This window comes from Streptomyces sp. NPDC043861 (assembly GCF_056435905.1).
In genome coordinates, this window is sequence record NZ_JBWKDP010000013.1 from 1 (window position 1) to 23276 (window position 23276).

Annotated in this window: 24 protein-coding genes; 13 read left to right on the forward strand and 11 right to left on the reverse strand. The window is 70.0% G+C overall.

Annotated features, from left to right (window positions below; genetic code table 11):
• The 3 genes from AC068D_RS26390 to AC068D_RS26400 form a co-directional block, all read right to left on the reverse strand.
• On the reverse strand, window positions 1-464 hold a 464-nt coding region (locus AC068D_RS26390; protein ID WP_478825555.1), incomplete at its 3' end, for an acetyl-coenzyme A synthetase N-terminal domain-containing protein.
• Window positions 465-540: 76 nt separating this feature from the next.
• A complete protein-coding gene (locus AC068D_RS26395; RefSeq protein WP_478825775.1) occupies window positions 541-2148 on the reverse strand; it encodes a solute symporter family protein in 1608 nt (535 codons plus the stop codon).
• 29 nt (window positions 2149-2177) lie between these two features.
• Window positions 2178-2552, reverse strand: coding sequence for a DUF485 domain-containing protein (locus AC068D_RS26400; RefSeq protein ID WP_478825556.1), 375 nt, complete (start codon window positions 2550-2552; stop codon window positions 2178-2180).
• A gap of 269 nt (window positions 2553-2821) precedes the next feature.
• Here AC068D_RS26400 and AC068D_RS26405 point away from each other — a divergent pair, with 269 nt between their 5' ends.
• Window positions 2822-3148: a hypothetical protein gene (locus AC068D_RS26405; protein ID WP_478825557.1), complete on the forward strand. Its 327-nt coding sequence runs from the start codon at window positions 2822-2824 to the stop codon at window positions 3146-3148.
• Between the two features lie 222 nt (window positions 3149-3370).
• Window positions 3371-6223, forward strand: coding sequence for a helix-turn-helix transcriptional regulator (locus tag AC068D_RS26410; protein ID WP_478825558.1), 2853 nt, complete (start codon window positions 3371-3373; stop codon window positions 6221-6223).
• A gap of 571 nt (window positions 6224-6794) precedes the next feature.
• Here the strand turns inward: AC068D_RS26410 and AC068D_RS26415 are convergent.
• Together AC068D_RS26415 and AC068D_RS26420 are read right to left on the reverse strand one after the other, a co-directional pair.
• A complete protein-coding gene (locus AC068D_RS26415) occupies window positions 6795-6974 on the reverse strand; it encodes a hypothetical protein (protein ID WP_478825559.1) in 180 nt (59 codons plus the stop codon).
• 794 nt (window positions 6975-7768) lie between these two features.
• On the reverse strand, window positions 7769-8314 hold the full coding sequence (locus AC068D_RS26420) for a hypothetical protein (protein ID WP_478825560.1): 546 nt from the start codon (window positions 8312-8314) through the stop codon (window positions 7769-7771).
• Between the two features lie 181 nt (window positions 8315-8495).
• On the opposite strand from AC068D_RS26420, the gene AC068D_RS26425 reads away from it, so the two are divergent.
• From AC068D_RS26425 to AC068D_RS26445, 5 genes are all read left to right on the forward strand, one after another.
• The gene (locus AC068D_RS26425) at window positions 8496-8669 is read left to right on the forward strand and encodes a CsbD family protein (protein WP_478825561.1); all 174 of its coding nucleotides are present in this window, start codon (window positions 8496-8498) and stop codon (window positions 8667-8669) included.
• Window positions 8670-9064: 395 nt separating this feature from the next.
• The gene (locus tag AC068D_RS26430; RefSeq protein WP_478825562.1) at window positions 9065-10282 is read left to right on the forward strand and encodes a PP2C family protein-serine/threonine phosphatase; all 1218 of its coding nucleotides are present in this window, start codon (window positions 9065-9067) and stop codon (window positions 10280-10282) included.
• Between the two features lie 74 nt (window positions 10283-10356).
• Window positions 10357-11979, forward strand: a complete 1623-nt coding sequence (locus AC068D_RS26435; protein ID WP_478825776.1) for a sensor histidine kinase — start codon at window positions 10357-10359, stop codon at window positions 11977-11979.
• Entirely contained in the window at window positions 11976-12416 is a 441-nt protein-coding gene (locus tag AC068D_RS26440) for a response regulator (protein WP_478825563.1), read from the forward strand. The genes AC068D_RS26435 and AC068D_RS26440 overlap by 4 nt, the downstream gene beginning before the upstream one ends.
• A 29-nt stretch (window positions 12417-12445) precedes the next feature.
• The gene (locus tag AC068D_RS26445) at window positions 12446-13651 is read left to right on the forward strand and encodes a PP2C family protein-serine/threonine phosphatase (RefSeq protein ID WP_478825564.1); all 1206 of its coding nucleotides are present in this window, start codon (window positions 12446-12448) and stop codon (window positions 13649-13651) included.
• A gap of 98 nt (window positions 13652-13749) precedes the next feature.
• Here the strand turns inward: AC068D_RS26445 and AC068D_RS26450 are convergent, their stop codons facing one another.
• Window positions 13750-14259 (reverse strand): MarR family winged helix-turn-helix transcriptional regulator, encoded by a 510-nt coding sequence (locus AC068D_RS26450; protein ID WP_478825565.1) that lies wholly within the window; start codon window positions 14257-14259, stop codon window positions 13750-13752.
• 209 nt (window positions 14260-14468) lie between these two features.
• Entirely contained in the window at window positions 14469-14981 is a 513-nt protein-coding gene (locus AC068D_RS26455) for a MarR family winged helix-turn-helix transcriptional regulator (RefSeq protein WP_478825566.1), read from the reverse strand.
• 471 nt (window positions 14982-15452) lie between these two features.
• On the opposite strand from AC068D_RS26455, the gene AC068D_RS26460 reads away from it, so the two are divergent.
• Both AC068D_RS26460 and AC068D_RS26465 read left to right on the forward strand, forming a co-directional pair.
• A complete protein-coding gene (locus AC068D_RS26460; RefSeq protein ID WP_478825567.1) occupies window positions 15453-15773 on the forward strand; it encodes a hypothetical protein in 321 nt (106 codons plus the stop codon).
• Window positions 15774-15984: 211 nt separating this feature from the next.
• Window positions 15985-16215, forward strand: coding sequence for a DUF5133 domain-containing protein (locus AC068D_RS26465; RefSeq protein WP_478825568.1), 231 nt, complete (start codon window positions 15985-15987; stop codon window positions 16213-16215).
• 202 nt (window positions 16216-16417) lie between these two features.
• On the opposite strand, the gene AC068D_RS26470 is transcribed toward AC068D_RS26465, so the two are convergent.
• From AC068D_RS26470 to AC068D_RS26480, 3 genes are all read right to left on the reverse strand, one after another.
• A complete protein-coding gene (locus tag AC068D_RS26470; RefSeq protein WP_478825569.1) occupies window positions 16418-16843 on the reverse strand; it encodes an ATP-binding protein in 426 nt (141 codons plus the stop codon).
• 204 nt (window positions 16844-17047) lie between these two features.
• A complete protein-coding gene (locus tag AC068D_RS26475) occupies window positions 17048-17422 on the reverse strand; it encodes an STAS domain-containing protein (protein WP_478825570.1) in 375 nt (124 codons plus the stop codon).
• A 146-nt stretch (window positions 17423-17568) separates the two neighbouring features.
• Window positions 17569-17997, reverse strand: coding sequence for an ATP-binding protein (locus AC068D_RS26480; protein WP_478825571.1), 429 nt, complete (start codon window positions 17995-17997; stop codon window positions 17569-17571).
• A gap of 336 nt (window positions 17998-18333) precedes the next feature.
• Here AC068D_RS26480 and AC068D_RS26485 point away from each other — a divergent pair, with 336 nt between their 5' ends.
• Window positions 18334-19224 carry an RNA polymerase sigma factor SigF gene (locus AC068D_RS26485; RefSeq protein WP_478825572.1) on the forward strand — a complete coding sequence of 297 codons (891 nt, stop codon included), beginning with the start codon at window positions 18334-18336 and terminating at the stop codon, window positions 19222-19224.
• A gap of 607 nt (window positions 19225-19831) precedes the next feature.
• Window positions 19832-20002, forward strand: coding sequence for a hydrophobic protein (locus tag AC068D_RS26490; protein WP_478825573.1), 171 nt, complete (start codon window positions 19832-19834; stop codon window positions 20000-20002).
• A gap of 199 nt (window positions 20003-20201) precedes the next feature.
• Here the strand turns inward: AC068D_RS26490 and AC068D_RS26495 are convergent, their stop codons facing one another.
• Window positions 20202-21236: a zinc-binding alcohol dehydrogenase family protein gene (locus AC068D_RS26495; RefSeq protein ID WP_478825574.1), complete on the reverse strand. Its 1035-nt coding sequence runs from the start codon at window positions 21234-21236 to the stop codon at window positions 20202-20204.
• A 164-nt stretch (window positions 21237-21400) separates the two neighbouring features.
• Between AC068D_RS26495 and AC068D_RS26500 the strand changes: the two genes are divergently transcribed.
• Both AC068D_RS26500 and AC068D_RS26505 read left to right on the forward strand, forming a co-directional pair.
• Window positions 21401-22195 carry an HAD-IIA family hydrolase gene (locus AC068D_RS26500; protein WP_478825575.1) on the forward strand — a complete coding sequence of 265 codons (795 nt, stop codon included), beginning with the start codon at window positions 21401-21403 and terminating at the stop codon, window positions 22193-22195.
• A 308-nt stretch (window positions 22196-22503) separates the two neighbouring features.
• Complete coding sequence (locus AC068D_RS26505) at window positions 22504-23145, forward strand: cyclase (protein ID WP_478825576.1); 642 nt, start codon at window positions 22504-22506, stop codon at window positions 23143-23145.
• Window positions 23146-23276: the final 131 nt, after the last annotated feature.

Sequence of the window (23276 nt, forward strand, 5' to 3'; positions counted from 1 at the left end):
GCGCAGGCCAGCATCGCGATCGCGGCCTCGGGGATCATCGGCAGGTAGACGGCGACCCGGTCGCCCTTGCCCACGCCCAGCTCGGTCAGGGCGTGCGCGGTCTGGCAGACCTGGTCCTTGAGGTCGGCGTAGGTGAGGGTGCGGCTGTCGCCGGGCTCGCCCTCGAAGTGGATGGCGACCCGGTCGCCGTGCCCGGCCTCGACATGGCGGTCCACACAGTTGTAGGCCACGTTCAGCCGGCCATCGGCAAACCACTTCGCAAACGGCGGATTCGACCAGTCGAGGACCTCGGACGGCTCCCTGGCCCAGGACAGCCGCCGGGCCTGCTCGGCCCAGAACCCCAACCGGTCCTCCCCGGCCCGCTCATACGCCGCAGCCGTCACATTCGCATCCGCAGCCACCTCGGCAGGCGGCGCAAACCGCCGCTCCTCCTTGAGCAAATTGGCCAGGCTCTCTCTACTCAACTTGCTTGCTCCTCATGGGTGTTGCTTGAAAGGCCTGAAAAGGCAGTACAGGGAATCGACACGGGTGACCGACGGATCAGCTGGCGCCTATGCCCGTGAGTGAACGGGTCTCCAGCTCGGCGTGCTTCTCCTCGCCGTGCTCCTCGGGCCTCGACAGCACCGTGCCCAGCCAGCCCAGCAGGAAGCCCAGGGGAATGGAGACCAGCCCGGGGTTCTCGAGCGGGAAGAGATGGAAGTCCGTGCTCGGGAACATGGAGGTCGGCTTGCCGGAGACCACGGGCGAGAAGAGCACAAGCAGCACGGAGGAGGCCAGGCCGCCGTAGATGCCCCACAGTGCGCCCCTGGTGGTGAACCGCTTCCAGAAGAGGCTGTAGACGATGGTCGGCACATTGGCGGACGCCGCGATCGCGAAGGCCAGCGCCACGAGGGCAGCGGTGTTGAGCTTGTCCGCGAACATACTCAAAGCGACCGCGACCGCCCCGATCGCCACCGCCGACCAGCGGGCCACCCGCACCTCCTGCTGCTCGCTCGCCCTGCCCCTGCGGATGACATGGGCGTACAGGTCATGGGCGAACGAGGCCGAGGAAGCCAGGGTCAGGCCGGCCACGACGGCGAGGATCGTCGCAAAGGCGACCGCCGAGACGACCGCGAGCAGCAGCGCTCCTGTGGTGCTCCCCGGGCCGCCGCCCAGTTCCTCGGCGAGCATCAGAGCAGAGGTCGTCCCGGCCGGGTTGGACGCCGTGATCGCATCCGGTCCGATGAGCGCCGCGGCGCCGAAACCGAGGGCGATGGTCATCAGATAGAAGGCGCCGATGACCGCGATGGCCCAGTTCACCGAGGTCCGGGCGGCACGGGCGGTGGGCACGGTGTAGAAGCGGACCAGGATGTGCGGAAGTCCCGCGGTGCCCAGAACGAGGGCCAGACCGAGGCTGACGAAATCGAGCCGGGTGAGGGAACTGACGCCGTACTTGAGTCCCGGTTCGAGGAAGGCGTCACCCTTGCCACTTGCGTCGGCCGCCGAGCCGAGCAGTGCGGACAGGTTCCAGCCGAAGCGGTTCATCACCAGTACGGTCAGCAGCAGCGCACCGGCCATGAGCAGGCCGGCCTTGATGATCTGCACCCAGGTGGTGCCCTTCATCCCGCCGACGGTGACGTAGAGGATCATCAGTGCACCCACGCCCAGAATGATCCACTTCTTGGCGCCGTCACCGGAGACTCCGAGCAACAGCGCGACCAGAGAGCCCGCGCCCACCATCTGGGCCAGCAGATAGACGATCGAGACCACGATGGTGGAGACACCGGCGGCGGTACGGACCGGCCGCTGCCGCATCCGGAACGCCAGGATGTCCGCCATGGTGAACCGGCCGCTGTTGCGCAGCGGTTCGGCGACGAGCAGCAGCGCCACCAGCCAGGCCACGAGGAATCCCACGGAATAGAGGAAGCCGTCGTAGCCGAACAGGGCGATGGACCCGGTGATGCCGAGGAACGAGGCCGCGGACATGTAGTCGCCGGAGATGGCCAGGCCGTTCTGGAAACCGCTGAACGACCGTCCTCCTGCATAGAAGTCGGTGGTGTTGCTGTTCTTCCTTCCGGCCCAGACGGTGATGCCGAGGGTGACCGCCACGAAGACGAGGAAGAGGGCGACGGTGATGGTGCGGTTCTGCGAGGCGCTGGACGAGGCCAGTGTGCTCGCCCCGAGGAGTGCGGTGCCGTTCACGCCTCACCTCGCACGGAGGTGAGAGCCGACGGGAGGCCGTCGGTGACCGGCTGGGCGGCGAACCGCAGCGAATCGGCCAGTGGGTCGAGCCGGGACTTGGCGTAACGGGTGTAGAGCCAGGCGATCAGGAAGGTGGACGCGAACTGCGCCAGCCCCAGCAGCAGGGCGACGTTCACGTTCCCCATCACCTTGGCGGCCACCACGTCCGGTGCATAGGTGCACAGAAGGACGTAGGACACATAGAAGAGCAGGAAGGCCCCGGTCATCGAAAAGGCGAACCGTCGGAAACGGGTGCGGAGTTCGGCGAAGGTCTCGGTCTCGCGTATCTCCGTGTACTGCGATGTCTCGGGCGGTTCGATCGGGCTGGACATTGGTCTCCGTACGTGCTGGTCAGGGTGAGAAACTATGCGTGCCGGCGGACGGCATCGCCGGATGTCATCCGTGGGCGGCGGGTGCTGCGTGGCCGCGGACCGCGGACACCCAGGCTTCGGAGTCGTCGGGCGGCAGGGAGGGCGGCTGAGGGACCGGCCTGCAATCGGTGGGCGGACCGGTGACCGGTGCCGGCTCGCTCGACGGGGCGCGGTAGGCCGTGATGTACAGGCTGCACAGGCTGAGCAGCAATGCGCAGGAGAGCACGACGATGACGGCACTCCCGGCGCCGTTCCGTTCCGGGCGTGCGGGCGGCGGGCAGGGCCAGGCCGCCCGGCACGGCTCCGTCGGGCTCGCACCGGCCGGTGCCGCGATCGGCACGGGCGGGGCCGTTGCCGTCGGGGGTGGCTCCTCGGCGGTGGCAGAGGGCGGTGTGTTCGTCATGGTGTTCTCCCCGTGGTCTGAGGGGCGGTCACTCCGGCCTCTCCCCGGAGGCTTCCTGGGCGGCGGTGTCGCGCCTTCCCGGCTGGGGACCTGCCCGCTGGTGAACGCGCCCGGTGCCCGGCGCCGGGCACCTGGGACAACGACGTTCACCTGAGCGATCCCGATCTCATCACCGGGTGTTCGGCTCTGGCCAGGGATTACGCACCGTAAGGTCTAGATCTTTCGGCGGCGGTGCCGGTTCTTTCGGTAGGTCCCCCCGGGCCCCGGTGCCACAATCGGGGAGCGGCGCCGGGCCGCCGATCAGGGGTGAGAGGAAGCGCACGACCATGCCGTATGCAGCACATTCAGCCGCCGGACCTGGGCAGGCCGGTGCGCTGTGACACCTGAGGCGATCCCGGGAGTGCCGGGTCTGATACCCGATTCGGTCGGGCGCGAGGATGAACTCGGCGAGCTGCGCACCCTGTTCGGTATCGGCGCGATCACAGGAGCCGACGCCGCCGGAGGGCGCAGGACGATTACCGACAGCGACCAGGCGTTCGTTCTCGTACGGGGCGGCTACGGCAGTGGCAAGAGCGCCCTCCTGCGGACCCTGATCGACGAGGCGCGAGCCGAGGGCCGGGCCGTGCTCACTGCCTGCGCCGACCCCGCCGAGGGCCCGGAAGACCACGCAGTGCTGAGCCAGTTGCTGGAATCCGCCCCCTTCGACGCCACGGTGCGCGGCTCCGGCGAACCGCAGGAGGGTGACGCCATCGCACGGAGCCTGGACATCCTGGTTGCCGGGCTCGCCGCCGGCGAGGGCCCGGCCGGGCCGCCGCTGCTGTGCGTGGACGACCTCCAGTGGGCAGATGCCGCATCGCTCCGCCGGCTCCGACGGCTCATGCGCCGCGCCGACGGCGCTCTGCCCGCAGTCGTCGCCGCCCTCGGTCCTGGCGAGGCGTCCGACGAGGACGAACTCGCCGCCACCCTGCCCCTGTTCCGTGAACAGATCAGCCTCGCCCCGCTCGGCTCCGACGCCGTCCGCACCGTGCTCGGCCCGGTTCTCGGTCACGCTCCCGGCGAGGCGTTCGCCGAGGCCTGTCGGCAGAGCACGGGCGGCAACCACTTTCTGCTCCGTTCCCTTCTCGGCGTCCTGGCCACCGAACCGCCGGACCTGAGAGATGCGACCGCCCTGTGCGAGCAGGCGGTCTCCGGCGCGCTCGGCGCACTGCTGCCCGAACTCGCATCCGCCGCGCAGCCGGTACTCAGGGGCGCCGGACCCCACGGTGCGACCGTGGCACTCGCGATGGCGGTCCTTGGCGACGTCCAGTCGGTGGAGCTGGTCTCCGAAGTCGCCGATGTGCCACAGCCCATCGTGGAGGACGCCGTACACGTCCTCGTGCGCGCCGGCCTTCTGCACCGCTCGGACCAGGGTGTCGGCACTGCTGCCTCATTGCTCTCCGCCGCCGTGGAACATTCCGTCCCGCCCAGCCGGCGCCAGGAACTCCACGCTCGCGCCGTCCGGTTCCTCCTCGAACGTGCCGCCCCGCCCGAGCGCGTCGCCCACCATCTCCTGCGCTGTACGCCAGGGCAGCCGGCGGCGGCCGAGGTGTTGCGGAGGGCCGCGGCCGAGGCCACCGACGCCGGCGCCCCCGAGCGAGCCGCCGGCTATCTGCGCTGCGCCCTGCGCGAGCCGCTGGCGGAGCAGGAGCGGGCCGCGGTGCTCTCGCTGCTCGGCGAGGCGGAACTGGAATCCAGCGTCCCCACGGCCGTCGAGGAGTTGCGCCGCAGCCTTCAGCTCAGCAACCACCCCGGTGAGCAGACCTCGGCCGCCCGCCGGCTGGCCGGGGCGCTGTTCGCCGTCGACCGCTACCTCGACGCCCTGGACGTACTGGAGAGCACCAGTGCTGCCATCCGTCCGGTCGATCCCGCGTACGCGCTCCGACTGGAGATCGACTTCCTCTTCGTCAGCCTGGTCGAAGTCGCCTCCGCCGCCCGTTCCTATCCGCGGCTGATGTCCCTTGCCATGACGGAGGCGTCGGCAGCCGCCGTCGAGCGGCCCCTGGCCGCGCTGCTCAGCCTGCGCGGAGCAATGGTGGGGGAGGACTCGGACGAGGTGGTCCGGCTGGCCCGGCTGGCACTGACCCACGGCTTGTCACCGGCGGACGACGAGTCGGTGGTCTACCACTGCGCCGTCCTTGCCCTGGGCGCCGCAGGCCGGCCCGATCTCGCCCATGACTACGCCGAAGCGGCCATCGAGGACGCTCGCGCCCGCGGTGCGGCCCTCCAGTACTCACACGCGATCAGCACCCGGGGCAACGCCCATGCCCGGCTGGGCCGCACCCTGGAGTGCCAGGCCGACGCGGAAGCCGCCCTGGAAGCGCTGCTGGAGGTCGGGATACCGCTGGGGGCCAGCCATACGGTGTTCGCCGTCGCCACCCTCGTCGAGGCGTTGACGCGGCAGGGCAGGACCGAGGAGGCACAGTCGCTGCTGGAGCGCAGCGGGATGGACGGGCAGCTCCAGCCGTACTGGATCAACGACTATCCGTTGCTCGCACGGGGCTGGCTGCGCACCGGGCAGGGCCGACTGGATGAGGCCCTCACCGACTTCCTCACCTGCGGCTCCCGCACCGCGGCCCGCAAGATGCCCGGACCCGGTTTCTACCCCTGGCGGTCCGAGGCGGCACTGATCCACGCCCGGCTGGGCCGCGCGCAGGAGGCGGTCCGGCTCGCCGAGGAGGAGGTGGCGCTCGCACGGCGCTGGGACGTGCCGGAGATGACCGGTGTCGCACTGCGGGGCCTGGGACTTGTCACCGGCGGGCCGGAAGGGCTGCGGACGCTCGACGAGTCCGTTCGCATCCTGGAGGCGTCACCCGCCCGCTTCCGGTACGCCCAGGCACTGGCGGACCGCGGGACCCTGGCCGTCCGCTGCGGCCGGACCCAGGAAGGCCGCGTCGACCTTCAGGAAGCGGTGAGCCTCGCCCATGAGTGCAGTGCCGCCGTGGTCGCGGAGGCCGCGCTGGGTGAACTGCGGGCACTCGGCGACCGGCCCCGCACCCGCACGTTCCACGGTGTGGACGCGCTCACCCCGACCGAGCGCCGGGTCGCCGATCTGGCGGCGGGCGGAAAGACCAACAGGGAGATCGCCGAGCACCTCTTCGTCGGCCTGCGGACCGTGGAGATCCACCTCACCCACGCCTACGCCAAGCTCGGGATCAAGGGGCGCCGGGAATTGGCCGAGGCACTGGGCTGAGCCGGCCGTCAGCGCCGGGGAACCGGCAACCACGACGGCCGTCCTCTCTCCTCGGCGGGCGGGCGGGGCGTCCGGCGGTGGTGCTCATGGCGGACGCGTGCAGGGATGAGCCGCCCCGGCCCTGGGGGAGGCGGGCCGAGGCGGCGGCTCGAGGTGCCGCTCGCAGCACTGCGAGCGGCTGATGCCGTGAACGGGTGTGTGTCGTCCAGGCGGAGGCAGACTCTCCCGACCGGCCCGCCAGCCGGCCGGGAGAGGTACGGGGCGGGGCAATGGGGCCGGGTCCGACTTCCCGCGGGGCCGGGCCGACGGTTTGCGCATCTGCTTCCCGCGCGGCGGCGCAGCGCTGCTAGTGCTGTGACCGGATAGGTTCACCGGCTCGCGACGCCCTGCACGGCACTCCCCCTGGCTTCGCCGGGAGGCGCCCCCACGCTGCGTTGTCGAATCACCCGAGTACATCCAGTACGAGGGCGATACTCCGCCTTGCGATGCGTCCCCGCGGCCCCAAGGGGCCGGGGGAGACCCCATGCACCGGACGCCGCGAGCTTCCCGGCAAACCTATCCGGTCACAGCACTAGGGCCGGGCGGACCGTCGGTGACGGGCGAGCAGGTGGACGGTGGTCCACGGCATGGCCAGGACGGCAGCCACGCCCAGAAGAGCCGGACCGCCGCCGACGAGGAGCGTGGCCCAGACGAGGACCGCCGTACCGGCAGCGAGGGTCGCGGCGATGGTCCAGAGGACGCCGCGGAGCAACTTCCGTGCCGGGCGGCGGGGCCGGACCGGCGTATCGGCGGGGGACGGCTGGAACGACGGCCCGGGAACCGGTGCCCGGGAGACCGGCCGCGCCGGCACTGCTGTTGCCGTGCCGCCGGGCGAGGGCGGGCGGCGCACGCCGCCGGGGCGGGTGCTGTGAGGCCGCCCGGGGCGGCCGGTTTCTCGATCCGTGTACATCATCGTGTTCCCCCGTGGTGTGAAGGGTGGTTCCGCAAGGCCCGTGGCGAAGGGGCTTCCGGCGACGGTGGCCCCGCCGGGGTCGGAACCTGCCCGGTGGCGGAAGCCGTCCGGGCCAAGAGGCCGGGACGACGGCGCCCACCGAGGCGGTCGCTTCCGATCACACCAGCGGGGGCGACTTCTGGCCAGTTGCTACGCACCGTAAGGTCCAGATCTTTCGGCGAGCGGTCCGGACCTTTCGGTGGGTCCACTCGGCCCCGCTGTGACGAGCGGACATGTCCGCGCCCCTCGTCATCCACTGCTCCACGAGGGGTGGATGACGACGACGGCCGGGCAGGCCGTCGCGCACACCGAGTTGCCGGCGGTTCCCGGCCGCCGGCAACTAGGGTCTTTCGTTTGGGTCTTGCCGGGCTCGCGTGCCCCGGCACGCACGTTCGCAGCGTGGTCGTTGGAGGAAGGAGCCCACGCTCCGCGTGGGCTCCTTCCTCCGCCTTGCGATCGCACGCACCGGAACCCGCTCACCGATGCAGCCCTTAGGGGGCGTGCACTGCTCGCTGACCGCCCTTCACGTCCGGAGCGGGACGACCGTCACCGGTTCACAGATGCGTGTGATGCGCCGCGCGCTGCGAGGGAACCCGTCGGCTGAGCGGTCGATTGCGGCGGCCGGGGTCGGCGGACGCTGCACGATCCTGCGGGCCGGCCATGACCAGTGCCTCGAAGAGGGCGCGGCCCGCGACCATCGCCTGACGCATCGACTCGATGTCGCTGTCACCCTCGGCCGCCGCCAGGGAGGCCTGGTGCAGCCGGCCGGCGCCCTTGCCCTCCACCGGGAAAAGTACGGAAAGGGCCCGGACCCGGAGTTCGGGGGATTCGGACGGAAGGCCGCGGTCGACGGCCAGACGGTGCAGCAGTTCGTCGGCCTTGGTCGTCGCCACCCCGGGGGCATCCACGAACTGCTCCTGGATTCCCGTCCACAGGGCCACGTACTGCTCCCGATCCCCCTCGCCGAGAGGCTTCAGCTTTGCGAGACCGATGCGCGCCCGAAGACCGGCGACCCCGGTCCGTCGCACCGGACGCGCGAGTACGAGAGCGAGGATGATGGCCGCGGCCACCCCGAGGATGGCAAGTGCACTGACGGACACGACTTCCTCCTTTGACCGGGGATTTCTCCTTGGAGAGGTTCCGTTACCCACTCGTTACCGCGTTCGGACGGGTGCAAACGCGGACGTTCGACGGGGATGGCGCTCCCGGTTTGACCACGGGACTGCCGGGTACCCGGCCGGTGCCCAGGAAAAGGCTCAACTCGCAAGGGAGCGCTGGACCATGGACGGAACGAGGAAGACACCCGCCCGGGCCGAGCAGGCGGTGGGTGCGGTGAAAGAGGCAGTAGGCCGTTTGGTGGGGAACGAGCGGATGACCACCGACGGGCGGTCCACGCGGGCGAAGGCCGACATCCGTGCGGCCGTGCACAAGGTCAGGGACGCGTTCAGGCGATGAACGTGCTGTCAGCGCACCGCGCGAGACGCGGATTCACGTCCAGAGCAGTGGGGCGGCGGCCGTAACGGCCGCCGCCCCGTTTCGTGGTTCCATCAACGGCCCGGTGCCCCGGGCCTGGTGAGGTTCGTCCGGCGACGTAGTGGCACACGGCCCCTCCCCGGCCCCCCGAATGCGCGTCAACGGGTGCCATGTCCGTAACTCACACCACATTTCCGCTGTTCGGCAGGGCATCCACGGCAAGGAGCGGCGCGAGTGCAAATATTGGCGGACGGCAAGTATTCTTCTTGCGCCCCGTGGCCCGCGTGCGGTCGAGGGGGAAGGGGTGGTGGGCTGTGAAGGGCACTGTCGGTGCTCAGGGTTCAGAGGCACCGGTGCCGCCGACATCGGCTCCCCGGGTGCCCGTGACCCGGGTCTCCCCGTCCGAGCTCAGGGCGGGCGCCGATTCGTCCCTGATGATCCTGCTGGTCGAGGACGACGACGGTGATGCTCTTCTTGTGGAGGAGACCCTCCAGGACAGTGGCCTGACGGCTCGTCTGACCCGGGCCCGCTCGCTGGCGGAGGCACGGGAGCAGCTGAGCGGTGCGAACGAAGCGCCGGCGCGATGTGTGCTCCTCGATCTTCATCTCCCCGATGCCAACGGCCTCGACGTCGTTCAGCAGGTACTGGCCGCGGCCCCCGGCGCCGCTGTCGTCGTCCTGACGGGCCTCGCCGAGGAGGATGCAGGCCTCTCCGCCGTGGCTGCGGGAGCCCAGGACTACTTGACCAAGGGCGTCTTCGAGCCCATGGTCCTGGAACGTTCGATCCGGTACGCCGTCCAGCGCCGCCAGATCGAGCACGCGGCCGTCGCCCTGGAGGCGAGCCGCATGCGAGCTCAGGAGAACGCGCGGCTGGAGCGGGGCCTGCTGCCCTCCCCGTTGCTGCAGGGCGGCTCGGTGAGCGTGGTCTCCCGCTATGAACCGAGCCGGACCCTGGGCCTGCTCAGCGGTGATTTCTACGATGTGGTGGAGACGCCGGACGGAACCGTCCACGCCGTCATCGGCGATGTGTCGGGACACGGACCCGACGAGGCGGCACTGGGCGTCTGTCTGCGCGTGGCCTGGCGCTCCTTCACGCTGGCGGGTGTCACAGGCACCGGCGTGTGCTCGTTGATGCAGAAGGTCCTCGTCGCGGAACGCACCGGATCCGAGATCTTCGCCACGGTGACGACGGTCGAACTGCCCCGGGACATGACCAGGGCGACGATCGTGCGCGCCGGCCATCCGCCCCTGCTGTTGCGCGAGCCCGATGGTGTGCGGCTCGTCGAGACGGCCGTCGGGCCGGCTCTCGGCCTACTGCCGGACGACCCCTGCGTCTGGCGCGAGGATCATCTGGAGCTGCCGGCGACCGGGGCGCTGGCGCTCTTCACCGACGGCCTCTTCGAAGGCCGGGTCAGCGCGGACGGCCGCCGCCTGGGAGAGGACGGCCTGCTCGCACTGGCCGGAGCCCATGCCGGGAAGCCGGCGGACGAGTTCGTTGCGGCACTGATCTCGCAGACGCATGCACTCTCGGCCGATCACGGCGGCCACAGCGACGACGTCGCGCTCCTCCACCTCGAATGGAAGCAGCAGAAGTGAGCAACTCAGGCGCTCCGCAGCACCGCGGCCGCGACCGCTCGGCGAGCGTGCGACGTGCGCGTCTGACGGTACCGATGTGGTTCGGACTCGCCTTCATCGCCATCCTGGCCGTCGTGTGCGGATTCGCCGTGGTCGGTGCGCAGATGCTGGCGCAGGCCACGACGAAGTCCGATGCCCTCGTTGACCGCATCCAGCCGGCCAGAGCGGATGCCTACCGTCTGCAGAAGGCGCTGCTCGACCAGGAGACGGGTGTGCGGGGATTCGTCCTCAGCCGGGACGCGCGCTGGCTGGAGCCCTACACCCAGGGCCGGAAGGAGGCGGACTCGGCCGCCCGGAGTCTGCGGTCGGCCCTGGCGCGCGATCCCGAGCTGCTCTCCGCTCTCAAGGACCTCGAGAGCGCGGCCGAGGAGTGGCGGAACAACCGGGCCGAGCCTCTCGTGGAACGGGCCCGCCAGGGACGGGTGCCCCCGGGGGCGACGGCTGAACTCCAGCAGAGCAAACTCGCGTTCGACGGGCTGCGCGACCGGTTCGACCGGCTGAACCAGGACCTGCTGGCGCAGCGGGCAGCTGCGAGAGCCGAGATGCACCGCACACGAGCCCACCACAACTGGCTGTTCGCAGGCATGCTCGCCGCATTCCTGGCCATCGCCGGCGCTCTGGGATTTCTGCTGCACGTGGCCGTCGGACGCCCGCTCCGGGCCTTGCGCGTGGCGTCCCAGCAGGTCGCCGACGGCGACTTCGGACATCGCATCGCGGCCAGGGGTCCGGCGGACGTCCGACAGCTCGCGGCCTCGGTGGAGGCGATGCGCGTCCGTGTGATCGCAGCGCTGGATGCCTCCCATGCACGCGAGCAGCTGCTTGCTCAGCGAACGGCCGACCTCGACGAACAGGCGGTGGAGCTCCGGCGCTCCAACGCCGAGCTGGAGCAGTTCGCCTACGTCGCCTCGCACGATCTGCAGGAGCCACTGAGGAAGGTGGCGTCCTTCTGCCAGCTCCTCGAGAAGCGCTACGGCCAACAGCTGGACGCGCGGGCCAAGCAGTACATCGACTTCGCCGTCGACGGCGCCAAGCGGATGCAGATCCTCATCAACGATCTGCTCACCTACTCCCGAGTGGGACGGGTCGACGACGCCAGGGAGCAGGTGGAGCTCGACGCCATGGTGGACAAGGCGCTGGTCAACCTCGGGACGGCAACGGAGGAAGCAGAGGCGTCGATCGAGCGGCCGGAACGACTGCACCCGGTCACGGGCGATCCCACCCTGCTCACCATGCTCTGGCAGAACCTCCTCGGGAACGCCGTCAAGTTCCGGGCAGCCGACCGCGCGCCTGCCGTACGCATCACCGTCGAGCCCGACGACAGCGACGGACAACCCGCCTGGCGCTACTCCGTGACCGACAACGGCATCGGGATCCCGGAGGAATTCGCGGAAAAGGTCTTCGTGATCTTCCAGCGCCTGCACGGCCGTGACGTCTACACCGGCACCGGCATGGGCCTTGCCCTGTGCAAGAAGATCGTCGAGCACCACGGCGGCCGCATCTGGATCGACACCGCCCATACCGGCGGCACCCGGATCCAGTTCACCCTGCCCGCCCTGTCCGCGGCCCGCCACCGGCCCGAACCCGGACGAGCGGAGCCGCCCGGCGTCCCCACCGTCCGTAGCGAGCACACGCCCCTGAGCACAGGAGATCACGCATGAACGCCGCCACCCAGCCCATCGAGGTCCTCCTCGTCGAGGACGACCCGGGTGACGAGCTGATGACCCGCGAGGCATTCGAGGACAACAGGATCGGCAACACCCTTCATGTGGTCCGCGACGGGCAGGAGGCACTCGACTTCCTCTACCGAAAGGGTGAGCACACGGCAGCGCCGCGCCCGGACCTCATCCTCCTCGACCTCAACCTTCCCAAGTACGACGGCCGGCAGGTCCTGGAGCGCATCAAGTCCGACGAGGAGCTCACCCACATTCCCGTCGTCGTCCTGACCACGTCCGCGGCCGAGGAGGACATCCTCCGCAGCTACCGTCTGCATGCCAGCGCCTATGTGACCAAGCCGGTGGACCTGGAGCAGTTCATCGCGGCGATCCGGAAGATCGACGACTTCTTCGTCACCGTCGTGCGGCTCCCGCGCTCCTGACACGGCAGACAGACCCACCGGAGACCCACGTGGACGAATTCGCCGCTGTTGAGCGGGCCCTGCGCAGCGCCGCCCCGGATGATCTGCTGAGTGTGGTGACCACGGCACTCATGGAGCAGTGCGGAGCGAGCCGCGTCGAGTTGCGACTCGCCGACTACGGGATGCGCTCCTTGCAGGCCGTCGAGAACGTACCGTTCACGACACCCTCCGTACCGGTCCACGGCAGCCCGCAGGGACGGGCCTTCGGATCCCAGGAGCCGTACGTGGCGCGGGACGCCGGCTCCGGGGAAGCGGTGATCCATGTGCCGGTCACCGTCCGGGGGGACCGGATGGGTGTTCTGTCGGTGGGCCTGCCCGACGGGCGTGACGCGGAGGCCCTGCTGCCGCGCCTGCAGTACATCTGTGAGGCTCTGGGCCATGAGATCCTCGTCGCCGAGCGCGACACGGATCTGTATGTGCAGGCGCGCCGTGCGACCCGGCTGACTCTTGCGGCCGAGATGCAGTGGCAACTGCTTCCGGGACACTCGTGCGCCCGCGCCGAATTCGCACTCGGTGCGCACCTCGAGCCCGCCTACGCGATCTTCGGCGACAACTACGACTGGTCCGCGTCGGCAGACCATCTGACACTGACCGTGACCAATGGCATGGGCGAGGGCATCGAAGCCGCTCTGCTGACCAATCTCGCCGTCAACGCCCTGCGCAACGCCCGCCGGGCCGGGCTCGATCTCGCCGGGCAGGCCATGCTCGCGGATCAGGCGGTGTACGCCCACTACCAGGGGCGTGCCCATGTGTCCGTGCTGCTGCTGCGGTTCGACCTCGCCACGGGTGAGGGGGAAGTGGTGGATGCGGGATCACCACGGGCGTGGCGCATGCGTGACGGCTCGGTCGACCCCATCTCCTTCGAGGCCCAACTGCCCCTGGGCATGTTCGAGGACACGGTCTACGTGCCCGAGCGCTTCACCCTGCACCCCGGCGACCGACTGCTGTTCGGCAGCGACGGTGTGTACGACGCGGCGTCGCCGGGCGGCGAAAGATACGGCGAACGGGCACTGTCACGGGCGCTCGGTGCGACCAGACTGCTTCCGCCCGCACAGGTACCGGACGCGGTCCTGCGTGAACTCGCCGAATATCACGGCGAGGCGCCCCTGGACGACGACGCACTGGTGGTGTGCCTCGACTGGAACGGGCGGCCTGGCCCTCAAGACGGTGTGCCCCCGGCCGACGGCGCGCACTGAACCGAATCCGCAGGGCCCCCGAATGGCCTCGGACCATGGTTGTCATCTCACGGACGCCGTCCATGCCGGGCTCCCCGCGGCGGCCTGCCCCGGATCCGTCAGTCGGGCGGTGTCGAGCGGCCCGGTGCTCCGTCGCGAGTGCAGTCCTCTTGCCGCCGGTCCACCGCCTCGCGGAATCCCGCGAGGCCCTCGAGGAGTTCCGCACGGGCAGCGGGGCTCATGGCCTCGATCGCCGCCAGCAGGACCTCCTCCCGCTGAGCCCGCAGTTGCAGGAGGTACGACCTTCCCCGGGCGGTCAGCCGCAGCACCAGCTCCCGTCGGCTCACCGGGCTCGGTGTGCGCTCCAGGAAGCCGACCGACTCCAGCCGGTCGCAGAGGCGGCTGACCGACGAAGGGGCGGAACCCAGCCGATCGCCGAGCGCCCGAAGATTGATGCCCTCATCGCGTTCAAGGCTGTACAGAACGCGCAGCTGAGACGGGGAAACCGGAGGCGACGACGCGATCTCACGGCCCCTCTCCCACAGCACCTCGAGCAGCTCCACGGCCTCGCAAGCGGCTTCGGCGGCCTCGCCGGACCATCGCGGTGAGGCAGTCGGGTCCGCGCTCATGTCTCTGCCACTCCGAATCGGTGCTGTCGGTGCCGGCCTCTCACTCCTGCCGTGCGGCCGGCCCCGCACGGCAACCATAGCCTCCTCGCGCCTGCCCCCTTCGGTGAGCACAGCACTCTGCCGGCCGGGTTCGACGGACGGTACCCGGCGGACGGACGGAACGGCGCAGTTGCGTCGGTCGGTGCGTATCCCCGAAGGCCGGGGCGATGTCAGGCCGAGCGTCTTCGTCTCTCGGGCGCGGGGCGACCGGGCTGCTCCCCGGTGCTGCCCACTGCGTCGTGGAACCCTGCCAGCCCTTTCAGCAGAGCTGCGCGGGCGGACGGCGTCATCGTGGCGACGACCTCGAGCAGCGCGTGCTCGCGCTTGGACCGGAGCTCGGCCAGATAGGTCCTGCCCTTGCTCGTGAGATGCAGTTGCAACTCACGTCGGCTCACCTGGCTCGGGCGCCGCCGGACGAACCCCAGCGCCTCGAGACGGTCGCACAGCCTGCTGACCGAGGGTGGCGTGGAGCCCAACAGCTCGGTGAGGGTTCGCAGGTTGATTCCCTCCACGCGATCCAGGCTGTACAGCACACGAAGCTGGGAAGCGGACACGGGCGACGACGGCACCATGTCCCGGCCGCGTTCCCACAGCAATTCCAGAAGTTCTATGAGGTCCTGTGCCCGTTCCGGCGACTTGCACGGCCGGCGCCGGGGAGACGCGGAGTCGGAGTTCGCACCCATGGCAGACGCACCCCGGTTCAGAAGTCTGCGGCCGGCGGAGTACGACCGCACCGACCGCTCACGTCCGGACCGGTCCGGAAAGCGGTGCGGCATCGACAGCCTCGGTGAAACGTGTTCTGTACGTGGTAGGTGCGCATGGCCTGCTGGACTCCCTTCGTACCCGTCGTCCGCAGCACGTCGCGGCAACCGCTCCGGCCGCCTGTTCACCGGCCGGTGGCCCCGGACATCCGGAGCGCCCGGCTTCTGCAGTCGGCGACCGGCTGCCGTGCAGACGAGTCCGTGGTCGCGGTCTTCGCCGCACAACAACCCTATCCCGCCACCGCGCCAACCCTGAGGGCTTGCTGCCGTGCAGGGCGGAAGCCCGTCGTCGGCGGATTTCGGCCGGGAGTCGCGCCCGAGCGTGCGCCGCTGGGGTGGGAGGCCCGCCCGCCTGATGCGTGTTCCGGCCACGATCGGGCAGGCTCATCATCCATGACCGTCTATGTCGTCACCATTCCCGGCACCCTTCTCAGGGAGCTGACCGCAGAGGCCCGCACCGAGCTTGTCCGCGCGCTCAAGCCGGCAGATCCACGGGGCACCGATTTCGGTGCCGCGGAGGATCTTGACATTCTCACCTTCTACGGGGACTCGTCCGCATTCAGTCTCCGCCTCGAGGTCGAGGCGGACGACAATGCGTCGGCCGAGGGCAAGGCCCGTGATCTGGCGGTGGAGGCACTCCGGTCCGCGGGCCTCTCGGCGGCGGAGGCACCTCTCGGAGATCCGGTCATCACCGGAATCGATGCGGAGCAGTGATGCGCTGCGGTCCCACCGTCAATATCGCCGGTGGGACCGCGTTCCGCGAGATCCGGAAGCTCCCGGCCCTTTCCTCCTCGTTCCCGGCCTCATTCCTGCCCGCGGTCAGGAATTTCGGGACCGGGTTGTGTGCCGAGGAGAAATGCGGGTAACAGGGCCAGCGTCCGACACACAGGAAACCTGAAATCCCCGGAGCGAAAGGAGCCCCTTGGTGCTGATGGCTCACCCCGCGGTTCTGAGGAATCTCGTCGAGCAGTACGAAACCCTTCATGTGCTGCATGCCGAGGCCGGGAGCCCCGAAGTCCGGCGCCGTATGAACGACATCGCCTACACCCTGTGCGTATCCACCGGCACGCGTGACGTCGACGCAGCCCTCACCGCTGCTCGCCACCGGCTGCCGTCCGGGGCCCTGCCCGAGGACGACTCGCCGCTTCAGGCCTGAGCGCCGAGCACCGCTGACGGACCGGGCGCGCCGGGTACGGCGGCCCGGTGGGGTCGTCGAGCCCCCGGACCAGGCGTGTGCCACCGGGCTTCACCGCGGCCACGGCGCCGACACCGTAGGAGCCACTTGCAGAGCCGTACCCCTCGGGAACACCCCGAACTGCATTCCCGAGGGGTACGACACGTCGCCGTGCTCAGCCGGCTCAGCTCAGTGACACAAGAGCGGTGATGCGTTTGCCGCCGTGGGCATTCCGGGTGATCGCGATGCTCTGTGCGAGGGCGAGGACCAGGCGCCAGCCGTGACCGCCTACGCGGAGCCGGTCGCCCCCGTCGGCGCGGTCCGGCAGCCGCGGCAACTCGTCGCTGCGGTCCCCGACGCTCACGCGGAGTCCCTCGTCCGTCACCTCGGCCTCGAAATTCGTGATGCCGCCGCCGTGCCGGAAGGCATTCGTCACCAGCTCGGACGTGACGAGCAGGGCATCGCCCACCGGGGTGCTGTGCGCGACGGCTGCACGCGGTGACCCCGACTCGTCGTACAGCAGAATCTCCACTCGCTTGCGTGCCTGTGCCGGGCTGCTCGGGACGGGTATCTCCATGCGCACAGGTACGTTCAGTTCACCAGTAGACACACTCCAACACCTCTGCGTCCGTCTCTGTCGGCCGCCCGGGCGTCTCTCCGGGCTGTTCAAGAACCGCGGGCCCGCCGCGGAGGGAGGGCAGCGGGCCCGGCAATCGCGTCATCGTTTGCGACGGGTCCGTGGTCTTTCGCCTGACCGTTCCGGCCCGTGTCAAACCTGTGGCATGCGTCCCACGGCCCTTCCGTCCGGGGCGGCTCAGGCGGCGGCCGCGGCATCCACCGTCGGCCGCACGTCGAGGACCATGTCGCCCCCGGTGATCTCGAGCAGTCGCAGCAGCTGTGCCTGAGGGGCGGCGATGCGCAGATCGGTGCGCTGGTGGATGCGCAGCACCAGATTGAGGAAGCTCGAGTCCGCGAAGGAGATGCCGGACGCGTCCAGGATCACTGTGGGATGCGCTGCGGACGCTTCGGTGAGGGCCTCCGTGAGCGGGGTGAGGGTACTGAGGTCAAGATCGCCGCGCGCGGAGATCACCTGGAGTCCGCCGAGCGCATACCGGGCGACGGCCGGTCCGACGGTGGTCCGTCCGGTTCCGTGGGTGAACGGGGACTGATCTTCAGGGCTCACGTCCATGGAGGGAGTATGCCCGGTCATGCCCCGGGGCACAGGAGGGCCCGGGCCGGAGAGCCCCGGCCCGGGCAGAAACCCTGTGCAGCATCCGGACCGTGTCGTTCCGGCATCGGGCGCCTCAGGGGCGTGGTCCGGCCGTCTCGTTGCGGTCAGTCCAGGGGAAGCAGGACGCTGATGGTCTTTCCACCGCCGCGCCGGGGTGTGATGTCGACCCTCAAGGCGAGACGTTGGACCAGAGGCCACCCATAGCCGCCGAGCGGGAAGTCGGGGGCGCTCGCATGCCGCCGTGCGACCGGCGCCCGGTCACTGTGGTCGCTGACCGAGAGAAGGAGCCCGCCGTCCGTCACACGGACGGAGAAGTCCAGGACGCCACCGCCGTGGCGGATGGCGTTGGTCACCAGCTCGGAGGTGACGAGCAGCGCGTCGGTGAGCGCCGCGCCGGCGCGACCGGCTCCTGACCCCTGACCGAAATGCTCGTGCAGAAGCTGTTCGACCCGGTCACGGGCATCGGCCGCACACGACGGCACCGACAGCAGGGACGGCCGCTGCTCCTCGTCCGCAACATCGTTCGGCGACACGTTCACCCCCGTACACGCATCCACGACGGCCCGGTGGCGGCCGTCCCCACACGGCCAACGCCGTGCGCAGCGTCTCCAACTCCGGCAACGCGTGACGGCCTGCGGGCAGGGTCACCGCGGTCACCGGTCTTCACCACCGTTTACCCAGAAGACCGCATTCATCACCATCAACAGGCCGGTCGGTGAAGGTGGTCGGGTGTGGCGGATGTGGTCCGGTGACGTCGCAGAGAAGTCTGACGCGGAGTCAACGTACCTTCGATGCATGCAGTGGCGGAACGGGGGTAGTCGCGGGTTACCCGCGCATTGCGGGCCCGAACGAGATGGGGTGGGCGCAGCATGGCAGCCGTGACGGTAGCGACGACGGCACGAGCGAAGGCAACGGACGCGACTCGGACTTCTGTCACCGGATGCGGGTCCGAACTGCCTCGGATCGCGGACCCCCGCACCGTCGAACCGGCGGACGCCCGGGGCATTTCGCGCGACTTCTTCCACCGCCTGGCCCAGCTGGAGGAGGGAACGCACGAGTACCAGTACGTGCGCAACACCCTCATCGAGATCAATCTGTCGCTGGTGAAATACGCGGCTTCCCGGTTCCGGCACCGCGGCAGCGGTGAGATGGAGGACATCGTCCAGGTCGGCACCATCGGGCTGATCAAGGCCATCGACAGGTTCGAACTGTCCCGGGAGGTCGAGTTCACCTCCTTCGCCGTCCCGTACATCGTCGGGGAGATCAAGCGGTTCTTCCGTGACACCACGTGGGCCGTCCATGTGCCACGACGTCTTCAGGAAGCACGGGTCGAACTGGCGAAGGCCACCGAGGAACTGCGGACCCGGCTGGGTCGCATGCCGACGGTCCGGGAGCTGTCGGAACTGATGAGTCTGTCGGAGGAAGACGTGATCGAGGCCCGCAAGGCCTCCAACGGCTACCACTCCGCCTCCCTCGACGCGGCCCTGAGCGGTGACGACAGCACCGACGGGGAAGCCGTCCTGGCCGACTTCATCGGCCAGGAGGAACCGGGGCTGGAACTCGTCGAGGACTTCCATGATCTGGCCCCGCTGATCACCCGGCTCGACGAGCGCGAACGCCTGATCATCCATCTGCGGTTCGTCGACGAACTCAGCCAGGCGGAGATCGGCAAGCGCCTGGGCGTCTCCCAGATGCATGTTTCCCGGCTGCTTGCCCGCATCATCAGGAAACTGCGGGAAGGCATGCTCGAGACCGCCTGATCCGCCGTCGGACTCCGGGGCCTCGTCCAGCGGAACCCTGTGTGCGTGTTCGCTCGGGCTGAGGCGGCCTCTCCTCCACCCTCGACCCCTGGTTCGGGCCACGCCCGAACCAGGGGTCGAGGGTGCCCTGATGCCCAGCAGGTGCGCGAGTGATGGGCGGCGCCCGGACAGCGACGGCCGGGCGCGGAGCCGGTCGGACACGGCATCCCCGAATCCGGCCTCCCCGTGGCCCAGGAGGCCGGTCGGGCGGTGCATTCACCGGGAACGGACGAGGTGAGCCGGGAAGTCCCGATGGGACGAAGTGGCCCCTCCCCGAGCCGGGGCAACCGCGGCTTCGAGCGTGGCGCCCCCTGCGCGCCGGGCCTGCAGGCGCCGGGCACGGGGGAGTTCCCGGACCTCGCCGTACGAGGAGTCGAGTGCAGGCAACAGTGGCGGATGGGGCGGGCCGGAGGGTGCGCGGCCGCCGCGTCCACCGGCGGGGTCGACGTCCGGCGGGTGCGGACCGGTGCGGGTGATGCGCGTACAGGTCGTGCCGGATGCGGGGTGCGTATGAATTCCCCGACTCAGGGCACACGAAGGTCACACGAATTCTCGGAGGTGGGTAATTGTGGTCCCCTTGTTGCTCGTTCTTCTTCTCGCGCTGATTCTTTTCGGCGCCGGTTTTGCGCTCAAGGCCCTGTGGTGGATAGCCGTATGCGTTCTCGTTCTGTGGCTGCTCGGATTCGTCGTGCGCCCCGTGGGGCACGGGGGGCGGCGGGGGCGCTGGTACCGCTGGTAGTGGGCAGCTGCCCCACGGGCGCGGTAGGCGACAGGGCCGGCTCCGGTGGAGCCGGCCCGTCTCGTCGGGGTCACCGTCGGCCGGCCGGATGTCGCGTCATGGAGAATTCGATGGCGCGTTCCCGGGAATGCGTGCGCCTCTCCGGAACCTCTCCGGAAATGCCCCTTCGGCGCCGGGCGCTTCGGCCGGTCGGCGGTTATCACTGTGCGACGAGCACGGCCACGCCGGTGATCCGTCCGGCCGCCAGATCGGCCAGGGCGTGATCCGCCCGCCGCATGGGGTAGCGCGTCACCCGCACGGTGGGGCGCAGCAGTTCCGCTTCGGCGAGGAAGGCGCGGCCGTCCGCACGGGTGTTGGCGGTGACGCTGCGGAGGGTCCGTTCCTGGAACAGATGCCGTGCGTAGTCGAGCGGGGGCATGGCACTCAGATGGATCCCCGCGATGGCGAGGGTGCCGCCTCGGTCCAGGGCCTCGAGCGCCGCCGGAACCAGGCCTCCCGCCGGTGCGAAGAGGATCGCGGCATCCAACGGGTCCGGGGGTGCGCCGGCTCCGGCGGTCGCCGCGCCGAGCTCACGTGCCAGTTCCTGGGCCCGGGGTGAGCGGGTGACGACATGGACGCGGGCGCCCCGGGCGATGGCGAGTTGAGCCGTCAGATGCGCGGAGGCTCCGAATCCGTAGATGCCCAGCGTGCCGCCGGCCGGCAGATCGGCCCGCTGGAGCGCCCTGTGGCCGATGATGCCGGCGCACAGCAGCGGTGCCGCGTCCTCGTCGCTCCATCCGTCCGGGAGGCGGTAGGAATAGCGTGCATCCACGAGGGTGCGGTCGGCGAAACCGCCATGGACGTCCCAGCCCGTGTAACGCGAGCCCGGGCACAGATTCTCCCGTCCGGTGCGGCAGTGGCGGCACTCACCGCACGTGCCAGCCAGCCAGGCCGCTCCCACCCGGTCGCCAACGGCCGTGTCCTGTACGCACGTCCCGGTCGCGACCACCTCGCCGACGATCTCGTGGCCCGGTGTACAGCGCGGTCTGCGAGGCGGCAGGTCTCCCTCGGCCAGATGCAGATCCGTGCGGCAGACCCCGCATGCGCGGATGCGCAGCAGCAGCTCGTGCGGCCCTGGCTCCGGGGTCGGGCGCTCCACGAGGCGCAGTGGCGCGGAGGAGGAGACCGGAGCCGGGCGCTCGACCACCCAGGCGGACGTGGTCCCCTCACGCGGAGGCGACAGGGGTCTCTTCATCTGCGATCACCGCTCTCCTGTTCACAGGGAAGCGAATTCTGCGCGCATGGGGGCGTGAATCGACCCGTTACGATCGTATCCGTGAATCCGGGAGCGGGCCCGTCCGCTCCCCGTACCGGCCGGTGCTGCTTTGTCCTGCCGCCGCCCCTCGGTACGGTCACCTCATGAAACAGGTCGGCGCTGTCCTGATCGACATCGACGGGGTGCTCACGGTGTCCTGGAAACCGCTGCCCGGTGCCGTCGAGGCGGTCGGGTGGTTGCGGGAGGCGGGCATTCCGCTGGCGCTGCTCACCAACACCACGTCGCGGACCCGGGCCTCCATCGCGACGGTCCTGGCGGAGGCCGGTTTCCCCGTCTCCGTCGACGACATCCTGACTGCGCCCGCCGTGACCGCCGCGTATCTCACCGAGCACCATCCCGGTGCGCGGTGCCTGCTGATCAACAGCGGCGACATCGACGAGGACCTCGAGGGCGTCACCCTCATGGACCCCGATGACGACGTGGCGGCGGACGTGGTCGTCATCGGGGGCGCAGGGCCGGAGTTCGGGTACGCGACCCTCAACCGCGCTTTCGCCCATCTTCAGCGTGGCGCGCACCTGGTCGCCATGCACCGCAATCTGTACTGGCGTACGGAGGCCGGGCTCCAGCTCGATACCGGGGCCTTTCTGCCCGGACTGGAACGCGCTGCCCGCGTCGAGGCCGAGGTGACCGGCAAGCCCGCCGCGCCCTTCTTCGCCGCCGCCCTGGGCCGGCTCGGTGCCGAGCCCGCGCAGACGCTGATGGTGGGCGACGACATCGAGTCCGACGTGCTCGCCGCCCAGCACAACGGGCTCACCGGCGTCCTTGTCCGGACGGGCAAGTACCGGCCCGAGACGCACCGGGCGGCCTCCGGTACGCCGGACCACGTCCTGGATTCCTTCGCGGACCTGCCCGGCCTCCTGGAACGCCCTGGTCGCTGACTTCCGGCCGGTCCCGGAATCGGCTCGGCGTGCCGCTGGGAGGCCGGCCCGCCCCGTTTCAGATGTGCGGGCTTCGCCCGTCGCTTCCCGGCCCTCGGACGGGCCGTGCATGCCCCTGGACTTCGGAACCACCGCGTGGTGACATGCATCTGTCAACTCCGCGCGCGAAGCGGGAGCGCTCGGAACCGTTGATCTGCCGGTTCGGGCAGTCTCCCGGAAACGCACTTCATGCGGCGAATTCAGGATCCCGGGTGCCCGGTCCGCCGAGGGCAGCCGGATCGGACTCATGACGCCCCAGGAGGGTGAGAATGAGATCAGCCTTCACACGCACGCGATTACCCATGGCACTGGCCGCCGGTCTGGCGCTCGTCGGCATCGCCGGGGGCCCCGCCTCGGCTGCCGAAACGCCCCTCACATTCGCCTGTCAGGCCACCCCGCCCATCGGTGGTCCGCAGAGTCTCGACGTCGCCACCGGCGTCAACGCCACAGCCCCCGAGTCGGTGGCCGCGGGCAGCGACTTCAAGGCCACTCTCGCTCCTTCCGCGATCACCGTGCCCGGCTCGGTCAGCGGGTACGCGGTCAAATCCATCAGCAACATCAAACTGAGCATGCCGGTACCTGCCCATGCGACCCTGACGGGGCAGTCGCTCTCGGGCGGGTCCGGGATCGGCTCCGGCGTACCGAGCATCGCGGTGACGGGCAGCACCATCGTCATGACCGTGCCCGGCCCGATCAAGGGCGGGAGCACCTTCACGCTGCCCGCAGTCCACCTGGACCTGAAGGCCGGAGCGGCCGGTACGACCGTCACGACGCAGCTCGCCGGCAGCAGCTACAGCGACCCCGGTCTCACCTTCACCGCCGGTGTGACCGTCGTGTTCTTCCCGGTCAATGTGCCGACGTCCTGCTACCCGTCGCCCAGTCCGGTGCTCAGTTCGACGACCGTCGAGTGAGTCCCCCGGTCGACGACCGTCGAGTGAGTCCCCCGAACGCATCCCCCTTCCGGCCTGCCCGCCCCTGCCGGGTGCGGCGCCGGATGAACAGCACGGAGCGCCGGCGCGTATAGAAGTCGGGGCCCTGGTTT